The organism is Haladaptatus litoreus (assembly GCF_900156425.1).
GTDB classification, from domain to species: domain Archaea; phylum Halobacteriota; class Halobacteria; order Halobacteriales; family Haladaptataceae; genus Haladaptatus; species Haladaptatus litoreus.
Window position 1 is genome coordinate 18,412 of sequence record NZ_FTNO01000002.1, and the last position, 12,078, is coordinate 30,489.

Annotated in this window: 15 protein-coding genes and 1 tRNA gene; 5 read left to right on the plus strand and 11 right to left on the minus strand. The window is 59.4% G+C overall.

Annotated elements, in window-relative coordinates; genetic code table 11:
- Positions 1-53 precede the first annotated feature (53 nt).
- The 3 genes from BW974_RS11110 to BW974_RS11120 are packed head-to-tail and all read right to left on the minus strand — an operon-like array spanning position 54 to position 2,063.
- Positions 54-779 (minus strand): helix-turn-helix domain-containing protein, encoded by a 726-nt coding sequence (locus tag BW974_RS11110; RefSeq protein ID WP_076430364.1) that lies wholly within the window; start codon positions 777-779, stop codon positions 54-56.
- A 46-nt stretch (positions 780-825) separates the two neighbouring features.
- Positions 826-1,026: a DUF7977 family protein gene (locus BW974_RS11115; protein ID WP_076430365.1), complete on the minus strand. Its 201-nt coding sequence runs from the start codon at positions 1,024-1,026 to the stop codon at positions 826-828.
- A complete protein-coding gene (locus BW974_RS11120; RefSeq protein ID WP_076430366.1) occupies positions 1,023-2,063 on the minus strand; it encodes a zinc-binding dehydrogenase in 1,041 nt (346 codons plus the stop codon). The genes BW974_RS11115 and BW974_RS11120 overlap by 4 nt, the downstream gene beginning before the upstream one ends.
- A gap of 86 nt (positions 2,064-2,149) precedes the next feature.
- Here BW974_RS11120 and BW974_RS11125 point away from each other — a divergent pair, with 86 nt between their 5' ends.
- Positions 2,150-2,833 (plus strand): MogA/MoaB family molybdenum cofactor biosynthesis protein, encoded by a 684-nt coding sequence (locus BW974_RS11125; protein ID WP_076430367.1) that lies wholly within the window; start codon positions 2,150-2,152, stop codon positions 2,831-2,833.
- Between the two features lie 29 nt (positions 2,834-2,862).
- Here BW974_RS11125 and BW974_RS11130 read toward each other — a convergent pair whose 3' ends face one another.
- The 5 genes from BW974_RS11130 to BW974_RS11150 all read right to left on the minus strand — a co-directional run bounded on the left by BW974_RS11130 (position 2,863) and on the right by BW974_RS11150 (position 7,083).
- A complete protein-coding gene (locus BW974_RS11130; protein WP_076430368.1) occupies positions 2,863-3,669 on the minus strand; it encodes a TrmB family transcriptional regulator in 807 nt (268 codons plus the stop codon).
- Positions 3,670-3,759: 90 nt separating this feature from the next.
- Positions 3,760-5,454 (minus strand): DUF255 domain-containing protein, encoded by a 1,695-nt coding sequence (locus BW974_RS11135; protein WP_076430369.1) that lies wholly within the window; start codon positions 5,452-5,454, stop codon positions 3,760-3,762.
- Positions 5,455-6,006: 552 nt separating this feature from the next.
- Complete coding sequence (locus BW974_RS11140; RefSeq protein WP_076430370.1) at positions 6,007-6,528, minus strand: peptidylprolyl isomerase; 522 nt, start codon at positions 6,526-6,528, stop codon at positions 6,007-6,009.
- A 40-nt stretch (positions 6,529-6,568) separates the two neighbouring features.
- Positions 6,569-6,829 (minus strand): DUF8006 family protein, encoded by a 261-nt coding sequence (locus tag BW974_RS11145; RefSeq protein ID WP_076430371.1) that lies wholly within the window; start codon positions 6,827-6,829, stop codon positions 6,569-6,571.
- Positions 6,830-6,870: 41 nt separating this feature from the next.
- Positions 6,871-7,083, minus strand: a complete 213-nt coding sequence (locus tag BW974_RS11150; protein ID WP_076430372.1) for a DUF7996 family protein — start codon at positions 7,081-7,083, stop codon at positions 6,871-6,873.
- 97 nt (positions 7,084-7,180) lie between these two features.
- Here BW974_RS11150 and BW974_RS11155 point away from each other — a divergent pair, with 97 nt between their 5' ends.
- Positions 7,181-8,200 (plus strand): DUF7490 domain-containing protein, encoded by a 1,020-nt coding sequence (locus BW974_RS11155; RefSeq protein WP_076430373.1) that lies wholly within the window; start codon positions 7,181-7,183, stop codon positions 8,198-8,200.
- Positions 8,193-8,537: a DUF8060 family membrane protein gene (locus BW974_RS11160; protein ID WP_076430374.1), complete on the plus strand. Its 345-nt coding sequence runs from the start codon at positions 8,193-8,195 to the stop codon at positions 8,535-8,537. The genes BW974_RS11155 and BW974_RS11160 overlap by 8 nt, the downstream gene beginning before the upstream one ends.
- Here BW974_RS11160 and BW974_RS11165 read toward each other — a convergent pair whose 3' ends face one another.
- A complete protein-coding gene (locus tag BW974_RS11165) occupies positions 8,538-9,857 on the minus strand; it encodes a cytochrome P450 (RefSeq protein ID WP_076430375.1) in 1,320 nt (439 codons plus the stop codon). It abuts the gene before it with no gap.
- Between the two features lie 81 nt (positions 9,858-9,938).
- Between BW974_RS11165 and BW974_RS11170 the strand changes: the two genes are divergently transcribed.
- Together BW974_RS11170 and BW974_RS11175 are read left to right on the plus strand one after the other, a co-directional pair.
- Complete coding sequence (locus BW974_RS11170; protein WP_076430376.1) at positions 9,939-10,334, plus strand: SHOCT domain-containing protein; 396 nt, start codon at positions 9,939-9,941, stop codon at positions 10,332-10,334.
- 50 nt (positions 10,335-10,384) lie between these two features.
- The gene (locus tag BW974_RS11175) at positions 10,385-10,969 is read left to right on the plus strand and encodes a hypothetical protein (protein ID WP_076430377.1); all 585 of its coding nucleotides are present in this window, start codon (positions 10,385-10,387) and stop codon (positions 10,967-10,969) included.
- A gap of 235 nt (positions 10,970-11,204) precedes the next feature.
- On the opposite strand, the gene BW974_RS11180 is transcribed toward BW974_RS11175, so the two are convergent.
- Both BW974_RS11180 and BW974_RS11185 read right to left on the minus strand, forming a co-directional pair.
- Positions 11,205-11,278: transfer RNA gene (locus BW974_RS11180), tRNA-Ile, on the minus strand.
- A gap of 35 nt (positions 11,279-11,313) precedes the next feature.
- Positions 11,314-11,898: an FxsA family protein gene (locus BW974_RS11185; RefSeq protein WP_076430378.1), complete on the minus strand. Its 585-nt coding sequence runs from the start codon at positions 11,896-11,898 to the stop codon at positions 11,314-11,316.
- Between the last annotated feature and the right edge of the window lie 180 nt (positions 11,899-12,078).

Below are 12,078 nucleotides of genomic sequence, written 5' to 3' on the forward strand. Positions count from 1 at the left end.
TCAAAGCGATTCCCAATCCGACGAGGGTTCGAATCGAATACATTTTTAATACGTTAGTAGTTTCGTCCCGAGAGTTTCGTCAGAAATGCGTCGAGCACTTTCTGTTCGCCTTTTCGAAGGTGTTCGAGGAACGTCGGGCCGCTGATACCGAAATCGTCCGCGATAGCGTTCGCCGACACCTCGCGGGGCCAGTTGTAGTAGCCAACGTCGTGCGCTTCGAACAGGCATTCCATCTGGCGCGCAGAAAGCGAGTCGTAAATTTGGTCGCTGGTGTCGGCAAATTCGACGTTGTCGTGGGGGTCTACCTCGTGGATAGCTTCCAGCGTGATGTCGTATTCCTCTTCGAGGCGAGCGAACACGGATTCCAGTCGGTCTGCGCGGACGAGGACAGTCCACTGTTCGTACCCGCCAGTAATGTGAACCGGTTCGATGGGCATGAACTCCGAGTTGACGATTTCGGGGACGATGCTGGACGCGCGTTCGTAGGTGACGACGACGCGGGCGCGACTGCCGCCGTCTTTCAGGATGGCCGTGCTCTCGACGACCCGGTGGGCGTCGATAGCTTCCACGAACGTTTCGATGTCGTGGTCGCCCTCCGAAACGAGAATGAAATCGCCTTTGACCGTCTCGTCGGTCGGATAGAGCGATTTTTCTAAAATGTGGGTTCCGTCGTACTCGTCGGTCACCTCCAGCGTCCAACAACCGGGATGCCAGAGTTTGAGTTCGACCTGCCGATAGGACGCCCCATCGTGTTGGTCTTTAACGTGGATGACACTCATGGCATGTGATTACGCCACACGGTAAAAAATTTGTGGATTTTCCGATTTACGTTTTGCGCTGGGCGGCCCACACCGCAGTCGCACCCAGAAGAATCGCGGGGACCAGCGGCACCACGATGTACGCGAACTTGAACGGCAAATACGGCGGATTGATGTAGATGAGGAGGGGCGCGATAATGAACGCGATCACCATCACGGCGACCAGAATCCAGCCGCTTCGCCCGAACTCCCTGCTTTCAGTCATCATAGTTCACTGTCGGGTTTGACGACGACCTTTCCGAACCCGTCGCGGTTTTCGAGCATTTCGTGGGCGCGCGCCGTCTCGCTCATCGGGAGCACGTCCCGAATTTTCGGTTCGAACGTGCCGTCCCACACCAGTTCCAGCGCGTCGTCCGCCTCGCCGTGGGAGGCCATCGTGGAACCGATGACGGACAGCTGGTTCCAGAAGATGCGGTTGATGTCGGTTTCCGGTCGTCCACCTGTGGTCGCCCCGCAGGTCAGAATCCGTCCGCCTTTGGCGAGACTCTTCAGGGAGTCCTGCCACGTCGCCGCGCCGACGTGGTCAACGACGACATCCACGCCGCGTTTTCCGGTCAACTCGCGGATTTGCTCGACGAAATCGTCGTCCTCGTAGTTGATGGCGTAGTCCGCGCCGAGTTCGCGCGCGTGGTCTAATTTCTCCTCGCTGCTGCCGGTCGCGTACACCGTCGCTCCGGCGTAATCCGCGACTTGGACGGCGGCGTGCCCCACGCCCCCGGACGCGCCGAGAACCAACACTTTCTCGCCGGGGCGAACGTCACCCCGAGTCAGGAGCATGCGCCACGCAGTCTGGAAGACGAGTGGCGCTGCGGCGGCGGTTTCCCACGAAACGCCGTCTGGAACCGGAAGCAGGTTGTCCTCGGGCATCGTCGCGAGTTCGCTGTGAATCCCGCGGACGTGTTCGCCGATGACGTGGTATTTTACACACATCGAGTGCTGGCCGTGGCGGCAGAACTCGCATTTCCCGCAACTGACGCCCGCCGAGAGGGCGACTCTGTCACCGGGTTCGAACCGAGTCACGTCCTCGCCGACGTCGACGACTTCGCCCGCCCCGTCACTGCCGGGGATGTGCGGCATATCGAGCGAGAGGCCGGGAAGCCCTCTGCGCGTCCACACGTCCAAGTGGTTCAGCGCACCCGCTTTCACGTCGATGAGAACCTCGTTTCGTGCCGGTTCCGGGTCGGGGAACTCCGCGTAGTCGATAACCTCCGTCCCGCCGTGTCCTTCGAACTGGACGGCTTTCATGTGCGGTATGTCGGATGGGAGGGCTAAAACTGTACCTCAACGGACTCGCCGACGATTTTTAGAGGTCGCAACGGAAACGAACAGCCATGGTCGATTTTCAGTCGCGCGACACGCGCCGCGCACCGGTCAACGAGGAGGACGAGACAGAGGACGAAACTGCCGAAAAAAACGAAGACAGTGACGGACGGAACGAAAACGAAGAACGACAAGGCGACGAGCAGCAACACGACGCCGAGCATCAACACGACGATGACGAGCAGCAGCACGACGACCAACACCACCACGTCCACGATAGGGGCGAACTCGGCTTCGGCGTCGTCACCGTCTCCTCTTCGCGTTCACTGGACGAAGATTCTGCGGGGGATGCAATCGCCGAACTGGTCGAAAACGACGGACACGACACGGTGACGCGAGAACTCGTTCCGGACGACTACGACACGATACAGAAAACCGTGGACAACCTCATCGGGCGAAAGGACGTGGACGTGGTCGTGACAACCGGTGGAACCGGCGTCACGCCCGACGACGTGACCATCGAGGCGGTGACCCGACTGCTCGAAAAGGAACTGCCCGGATTCGGCGAACTGTTTCGCACGCTTTCCTACGACGAAATCGGAACGAAAGTCGTCGGAACGCGGGCGACGGCGGGCGTCGTAGACGGCGTCGTCGTCTGCTGTCTCCCCGGCAGTGAAAATGCGGTTCGACTCGGAACCGAAGAGATTCTGCTTCCGGAAGTCGGCCACCTCGTCGGACTGTCCGGGCGAGAGTAGAGAACGAAAAAGAACAGAAAGGTCGAACCTCAGAGACGAAGCGGTTCCGCCATTTCCCACCGCGAGGAGAACTGATTGTTGACGTTCGCCGCAAATTCTGGGTCTTTGAGGTCGATCATGGCGAACGCCTCGCCCGGCGACAGCGGATTAGCAACCTCGATGCACACCTCGATGTCGTCGATGAGGTTGAACGTCCCGTCGAGTTTTGGCGTCGTTCGCACCGAAAACTTCGGGTGGTCGGAGAGCGTCGTCGCATAGCGGTCGCCGACGCTCGGCGGGAGTGTCCGAACGAGTTCCGGCGACATGAGCACCGACACTTCGACGTCGCGGTCGAGTGCGCGTTCGATGTGCTCGGTGACGGTTTCGCCGACGTCGCCGATGTCGAACGTCGGCGACACCCGCCCGGCGACCATGACGATTCGCTCTTCGGCGGCGTCCAACCGTTCGACCAGTAGTTCGAGCGATTCGTCCGGACCGACCGCCGCCGTCCAAAACCCTTCTTCGATGGGCGGTTCGGCGGTGTCGAGTTCGGTGCTCAACTCGTCTACGATGCCTTCGTACTGCTCCGCCTTCGCGTCCAGTTCTTGCAATTTGTCGTCCAACAGTCGGTCGAGCGCGGTGCTCGGTTCGACCGCGACGTACTTTTTCGGCCGACTCGCGCTCTGGCTGCGGACGAGATTGTGCGTCTCCAAACTGTTGAGAACGTCGTATATCCTCCCCATTGGCACCTCGCTCGCGCGCGACAGTTCCTTGGCCGTGGTCGGCCCCGTGTTCAACAGTGCCCGATACACCCGCGCTTCGTATTCCGAGAGCCCTAAATCGCGGAGACTTGCCATATCTGTTGACATTACGCTGACTCTATAAAAACGCTCCGTGCGTTCGCCGAGATTTCAACCGCATGCTTGTTTTTATCCACTATATTCATTTTAAAAGAAACTCGTTGCGAGTTCGTTCAGTTCGACGGGCGTGCTCGCGGGGTCGGACACCGTCCCCTCGGCCACGAGGTAGGCGTGCCCGCCTTCCAGTTCGGCGCGGATGGCATCCCTACCGCCCGCACCGCTTGCGTCAGTCGCGTTCGGAACGACGACTTTCTCGTGGTCGGCGATACGAAGTCCCGCGCGGTGGAGGTCTGACCCTGCTGGAGCGGCGACCACGACCTGAAGCGGTTTTCTGCAGACGCGGGATGCGGCGGTGCCGTAGCCCGCGACCTGCACGCCGATTCTGTCCGCTGCGCCAGCGAACGCACCGAGGGCCTCCCGCGCTGCCTCCTCGTAGCGCGATTCGCCGGTGAGAATCGAGAGGTCGACCAACGCATCTGCGAACGCGGCGTTTCCATCGACTGGGCGGAGCGGTCGGTCGAGCAATCCCAAGCCCTCCATCGGCCCGTCCACGAACGCGCCGTCGTCCTGTTGGAGCGTGTCGATGGCGTAGTCAGCGACTTCGCGTGCAGTGTCGAGGTAATCGGAACCGTCCCCGTCGTTCTCATCGCCGAGCACCTGCACTGCGGTCGTGAACGCCCGAGTGACGTGTGCGTGGTCGGCGAGTAAACCGGATTCGACCGGTTCTTCGCCGGAATTTTCATAATGGACGACCGCGCCGTCGTCCACGAGCGAGTCGAGGAAGGAAAGCGTTCGCTCCGCGTAGCGACGGGCGTAGTCGTCGTCCGTGTAGGCCGTGAAAGTGAGCAAGGCGTCGGCGGCCAGCGCGTTCCAGTCCGCGAAGGCAGTTGAGTCGACGTCGGGCGAATCCCCGCTTTCGCGGTCGCTCGCGTCGCCACCGTAGTATCCGTCGCCGGGTTGTTGACTGCCGCCGAAGGCGTCGCCGTTCCAGAGCGTCGTCGTGAGATACTCGATGGTTTTCTCGGCGGGATTGCGGTAGCGCTCCTCGCCCGTGTACAGGTAGGCGTTCGCGTAGGCGCGCACGAGTGCGGCGTTCGCGTCGAGCACCTTTTCGTGGTGAATGTCGTTCCAGTCGCGGGTTCCGGCGTAGCGGAAAAAGCCGCCGTCGTAGTCGTCGAACAGGTTCGCCGTGATGGGCGACAGTGTGGCGAGTGCGCGCTCTCGGTCGCGTTTCAGCGCGAACTCGATTGTTCGCGGAACCGGGAATTTGGCGTCGTCGCCCCACCCGCCATGGGTCGCGTCGAATCGGTCTTCGACCTGCCCGACCAGTAGACGCTCGATTTCCTCGGTTACTTCCCCGGCGGGCGGATTCTGGTCGCGGACGTTTCGCGGCACCTGCGCCGCTTCTCGTCCCTTGTGCTCCCAAAGGTCGCGCACTTGCCCGACGACCTGTCGCATAGTGTCGTGGTCGAGGAAGGTTGCACCGGTGAGATGTTCGCCCTCGGGCGTGAGGAACACGGTTGTCGGAAATCCGCCCATGTTGTATCGCTCTCGAACCCGTGGATGGCGGTCGATGTCCACCCGAATCGGAATGAACGAATCGTTGACGTTCGCCGCCAGCGTCGGTATCGAATACGTCTTCTCGTCCATCTCGTGACACCACGAACACCACCGCGCAGAAAGCGACAGGAGGATGGGTTTGTTCTCGTCTTTCGCCGCCTCGAATGCGTCCGCACCCCACTCTCGCCACTCGATTTTCGTTCGTTCCGCGGACTCGTCCATAAACGAGGATTTGGGATGGATGGGGAAGTGGTTTCGGAAATCGCCGAGAGAAAGACTTTTCTAGCGAAGTGTGTCAATTGTAGTGTTTAAATTATACTATTGAGCAAACGATGAGTCTGTTGTGACTACTGATGCAGGCAATACGTCACGCCCTCGCTCGGGTAGTCACTCGCCCGATGCCTTCAGGTTGCAAAAGGGCTGAGGGCGACCGCCCTCGGCCTTCAACTGATTAATTAGCTTGCAACAGACTTCGATAGGACGAGTGTCCGAGGAAAACGGCCAACCGAATTTGGGTTGGCCGGGCGCGCTCGCGTGCCCGGCCTCGGCGGCCTGGTGGATACGGGCGAACGAGAAACGAGCGACTGCAAGGAGCGAGTGACGAGTGAGGGCGATTTGTTGGCGTGATTTGCAAACAGCGTTCTTCCACCAAAATCAAAATACGGTGGCGAAAATGTGATTCGCGCCGCGCAGTCACAGCAGTAACTCCTGTGCCGGCTCTGTTGTTGTGAGTGAAGGAATAAAAATTCGCTCGACAACCGTTTCGTCGCGTCGTTATTCGTCGTGAACTTCGACCGATTCGAGGACGACGTCCGATTTTGGTTTGTCCTGCCGATTCGTGTCCACGGAGCCGATTTCCTCGACGACATCCATGCCGTCTATGACCTCGCCGAAGACGGAATGTTTGTTGTTGAGGTGCGGCGTGGCGTCCAGCGTGATGAAGAACTGCGAACCGTTGGTGTTCGGACCGGAGTTCGCCATCGACAGGATACCCTCGCTGTCGTGCTGAAGGTCGGGGTGGAACTCGTCGTCGAACTGGTAGCCGGGGCCGCCGCGACCGGTTCCGGTCGGGTCGCCGCCCTGAATCATGAAGTCGTCGATGACGCGGTGGAAGAGCACGTCGTCGTAGAGGGGTTCGTCGGAGACTTTGTCGCCGCTTTTCGGGTCTGTCCAGTCGCGGTCGCCCGTTGCGAGTCCGACGAAGTTCTGGACGGTTCGGGGTGCGCGCTCGTCGAACAGTCGGACTTCGATGTCGCCGTGATTCGTGTGAAGCGTGGCTGTCAGGTCGTCTGCCATAGCCGAACCGTCTACCTCCAAGGAAAAAAGGCGTTCTATCCTATCTGCTCGCGGTCGTGTACAGCACTGGGGCGATAACCAGCAGTGCGAGGCCGAGGTAGGCGAAGTGCGCCGGTGCGCCCATCGCAACCACGGTGAGGAACAGCAGGCCGAACAGGATAGTGTTCAACGACAGTACCTTTCGGGACTTCAGCGGAATCGCGGCCAGCAGTGAGAGCGCGAACAGGACGAAAACCGCCTGTCCCACGTTGTATTCGATGAGGAAATCGTCAACGAGTGGGAGTGGGACGAACTCAAGCATTCCTGTCCGTGAATCGGTGTGAGTTCTCCTTTAAACTTCCGCTATGCCCCGCTCGACCCGGTCAGTTCCAGCGGTCTGACCCAGATGTACCAGATGAGGAGTGCGGCGGTCAGATAGCCGGTATAGAAGACGGCGGTTCCGACGAAGCCGTATCCCATCTCGGTGAGGACGTATTTCGACATTCCGGGGACGACGACACCGAGCGCCAGCGCAAGTCCGAAGCGAACCTTTCCCGCGGCGTTCTCTGTGCTCATGGCATCGGCTACGCACTGAATAGGGGTGAATCGCTCGGTTCGCACTGGGAAAATATCAAACCACAAAGTATTTGCCCAGATGTGACACGAATCTGACATGAATCGTGAACGAACACTGGCGGGCGGCATCGCCATCGTCGTGATGGCGTCCCTGCTCGCCGCTGCCCTCATACCCGGCGCAATCGCCGAAACGGACATCGAGAACGTTCGGGCCAGTTCCCTCCAAATCGAGGACGTGGCCATCGAACCCGGTTCCGTCTCCGGCGGCACCGCGACGTTAGCCGTCGAAACCCGCCTCGAACACAGAGGTGGCCCGGCGGAGAACGTTTCGGTCCTCGTCAGGGCGGTTCACGCCGACTCGGGATTGGTCGAGACGACCACTCAACAGGACGTACCGACCATCGAAGGTGAACGCGAAGCGAGCGTCACGCAGAACATTTCGGTCGAACGACGCGGCGACTACCGTATCAAAACCGTCGTCTTCCGCGACGGTGAGCGAATCGCGGAGGGTGCCAAGGAAGTAGACGGCGTCGGCACGCTCAAACCGGGCTACGCGGAAACCAACGTCAATTTCCACTGGCAGGACAGCGCGAGCGAGTTCCCGCCAATCGAGTATTCGATTGCGGACGCCGGGGACGGGCAGACCACGCTCAACGTTTCCTCGTACCTGACGAATCAGGGCGACTACCCGTCCGAAAACGTTCGCGTTGTGTTCACGGCGCGACAAGCCGACTCGAACATCGTCGCCGACCGCGTGTCGGTTCCGGTCGGCGAAATCGAGGCAGGACGGACTGCAAATCCGTCCGCCTCGTTGTCGGTCGCAGACGACTACAACTACTACCTCGATGCCGTTCTCTGGAAGGACGGTGTCGTCGTCGGGTCGGCCCGTAGTGCGGCGAATCTCGACCCCACGGAACAACTCTCGGTCAACGAAACGAATCGGGAAATCGACCTCTCGGTGTCGGACTTCTCTGGAGACAACAGTCCGAACGCGGCCAAGGAAGCAACCACCACTTCGAACGACAGCGGACAACCGGGCTTCACCGCGCTCGCGGGTGTCACCGCGCTCCTCGTGGCGGGTGTAATCGCACGGAGGAACACGAACGACGATGACTGAAACGGAATCCACATCGACGGCCATCCCGGAACCGGCCAGCGACCAGACGGCACGAACCGACCCGAAAAAAGCAAATCGCGGGGAACAGAATCACGAAAAATCGAACCGAGAGAAACCAAACCGCGAGAAGGTACAGGGATACATCTATCGAGGTGCACTGGTGCTTCTCTGTTTCCTCGCCATCGTCGCCCTGTTCCAGTTCTACATGAGCGCGCTGGTAGTGATTCGAACCTTCATCGCCGACCAGTACCGACCGCTGTTCAACGCGGCGTTCAACCTCGCCGTCCTGCTGGCAACTGGCATCGGCATCTCCTACGTCGTTCGAAAAATCGAATAGCTATCTGGCGCGAACCGTCATTTCGACCGGATTTTCGGGGTGAATCGTGACGAACGGAACGAGCGACAGCGGCGCGTCGGACACGAGTTCGAAGTCGAATTGTGTGCCGAGCGTCGCGAGGACGAGTTTCGCTTCCCGCATCGCGAATCCGTCGCCGATGCACTTGCGCGGGCCGCCGCCGAACGGGAAGTAGGCGAAGTCGGGGAGTTCTCGGCGGAACTCCGTCGTCCATCGTTCCGGGCGGAACGCCTCGGGGTCGTCGAAAAATCGCCCGTCGCGGTGGACGACCCACTGCGGCGCAGCGACGACAGTATCGGCGGGAATGTGAAACCCGGCGAGCGTATCTTCGTTTTCGGCCTGTCGATAGATGACGTAGGCGGGCGGATAGAGCCGCATCGTCTCCATGACGACCTGTTCGAGGAAATCCAACTCCGCGAGGTCGGCGACGGTGGGCGAGCCATCGACCACCGAATCGAGTTCGTCGTGGAATCTGTTCTTCGCTTCCGGATGTGTCGCAAGCAGATACCACGCATACGTGAGCGTCAACGCGGTCGTGTCGTGGCCCGCGAGCAACATCGTCATCATCTCGTTTCGAACCTGCTCTTTGCCCAGCATACCGCTTTCTTCCTCACCGAGCAGTTTGCCGAGCAAATCATCAGCCTCACCGTGAACCTCGTGTTGTCTGCGAATGTCCCGCAAAATCCGGTCTAGAATCTCGACCGACCGGCGATAGCGAACGTTTCGCGGCGTCGGGATTTCCTCCGGAACGAACCCCTGCGGGCCGGGGCGGAATCGCTCCCCGACCTCCAATAGGGCTTCGCGGATGGTTCGTTCCATCCCGTCGATTCGCGCGCCGAGTAGGCTTTCGACCACGATACGAAGCGTCAGTTCGGACATCTCGCGGTGAATATCGACGTGCTTGCCGTCGTACCACGAATCGGCCAGCGTCTCCGAATCGCGGACGATGATGTCGGCGTAGTCGTCCAGTTTGTCGCCGAAAAACGACGGTTGCATCACCTTCCGCTGGCGTTGCCAGTGTGCCCCGTTGCTGGTCAGTAGGCCGTCGCCGAGCAGTCCACCTAATCCTTCGTCACCACCCAAACTCGGTTTCTTGTAGTTCTCGGCGTTCGTCACCAGCACGCGACGAATCGCATCCGGGTCAGTGACCTGATACACTTCCTGACTGTACACGTCGATTCGGGCGACGTCGCCGTACTCGTCCGCGACGCGCTCCATGAACCCCAACGGGTCGTCGGCGTAGTGGAGACTCGACCCCAGAAACGGTACCCCCTCCGGTCCCGATGGCACGCGGTCTGCCATGGATGACAGTAGGTCGCAGGCAGTAAGAACCCTCGCCCAACGGGTGACAGTGTTTTTATGCTTCGTGGAGAAGGGTGCAGCATGGCCAACACGCACCAATCGCTGGACGAACAGATTCCGGGAATCGTCGCGCTTCTCGTCCTCGGCGCGGGGTTGACGGCGCTGTTTCTCGGCTATTCGTGGTTCTGGATGGTGTTCGTCCTCGGCTTCGCCGTGGTGCTTCCGATTGTGGCGATTCTCTCGCAGGTAGTGTTCGGGGGCGAGGACGAAAGCGAATGGCGAGCAGACGAGATGGAAACGGGGCAAGTGGATGAACAACAAGACGCTCTCGATACACTTCGGGATAGATACGCACGCGGCGACATCGACGAAGCCGAGTTCGAGCGTCGGGTTGACCTGCTGTTGGAAAACGAAACCATCGAGGACGTGGAGGCGCGGAAGGAGCGGAGGACAGAAAGGGAGCGTGAACTGAACTGATTTGCTTTCGGGCTGAAAGCTTATGCCGTCGTGTCGATTTTTGAGAATTGATGAAGCGACGTGAATTGTTGGCGTGTGGGTCTGGTGTTCTTTCGGTTGGATTTGCTGGCTGTCTCGGTTCGTTGCGTCCAGCAGACGATGAGGCTGAACAGACAACTGATATCACAGCGGACTCGACAACCACGTTCTCGACAACCGCCACAGAACCCGGAACGGAAGCCTTCCGAATATTGAACGACGATTCAACGTCCTACGAAATCGACCTGACCGTCTCCCGAGTCGGAGACGAACGAAATCCGGTCATTGACGCAACCTACGAAGTTCCGAGCAAATATCTACTCTACTTTTGGCCATTCCTCGAACACGGACAGGAGTATTACCTGAAAGCAGTCCTGAAGCAGGGAACGACGCTCGAAAAGACGGTTACGAACGACGGGTGCGTGAATGACCAGTACAATCCGGAGGGCGAAAAGCCCCTTGTCCTCAGCATTCGGGATGGAGAACTGGATACCTTGTTTTGGGAGTGTGATGTTGTCTATCCGACTGCGGAGTATACGGGGTCAATGGCAGACCAACACGAGGTCTCTAATTCGACTACTGAAACGACAGTGACGACCACAACGTCCACTTTCTAACCCGCCACAACCGGTTTCCCTGAATCTGTTGACTGGCTTCCATGGAGCAAAACGAAGAACCACCGGAGTGGGGCGAACTGCTGAAGCACATTTTGACAGGGCTGGCGGTGCTGTCGTTCGTGTGGGTGATTCGGCGGTTGCAGGAGAAGCAAAACGGATAGCAGCCGCTTTCGAGTATTGAAAACCGCAAGATAAGGTGGCTGGGGAGTTTATGTCCTCGGCCCACGTTGAAAGGTGGGCCAACGCGGATTTGAACCGCGGACCTCCCGGTTATCAGCCGAGCGCTCAACCTAACTGAGCTATTGGCCCCGGTTGGCGCATTTCATCGTTGCGCCCTGCAACGTTTAAGGGTTTCTTTTCGAATCGGAGTCGTCCTCGAAGTCGATGTCGTAGGCGTCGGAATCCACTCGATAGGTGTCGCTGTTGTTGCCGCTGGGACTGCCGGTCGAACCGCCCGGATTGCTTGCTCCGCCACCTGAATTTCCTGCCCCACCCGCGTTGCCGGGGTTCGGGAAACCAAACGTGTAGACGTTCCCCGAAGCGAACCCGCCGGTCTGTTTGTCGATGTAGGGCGTGATTATCCACTTCTTCGCGACTTTCCGGAACACTGCGCGCGTCACGGGGAACGCGAGCAGGAATCCGAGGGTGTCGGTAATCAGTCCGGGCGTGAGCAAGAAGGCACCCGCGATGAGCAAGAATCCCCCATCGATGATGCGATTGGTGGGGATGTCCCCGCGCTGGAGGTCTGCCTGAATCTTTCGAATCGTATGTCTTCCTTCCGCGCGCACGAGAAGCATTCCGAGCAGGGCGGTCAGCACGACGAGCGCGACGGTGAGTTGCCAACTTAGCAACTGGGTCGCAACGAAGACGAGAAACAACGAATCGGCTAACGGAATCAACAGCAACAGCGCCAGCAACCGTTTCCACATGGTCGGACGTTGTAGTTCCGACTGTAAAACGCTTTACCTGCTGACTCGTTCGCTGGGAGGGGAATTGTGGGGAGGGATGGTGAGTTGCGGCAGTTCGTGGTTTCTCTGGTGCTTAAGTGGGTGTTGGTGAAAATAATGGTGACCACTGATGCCGACTCTAAGCCACGCCCTCGCTCGTCG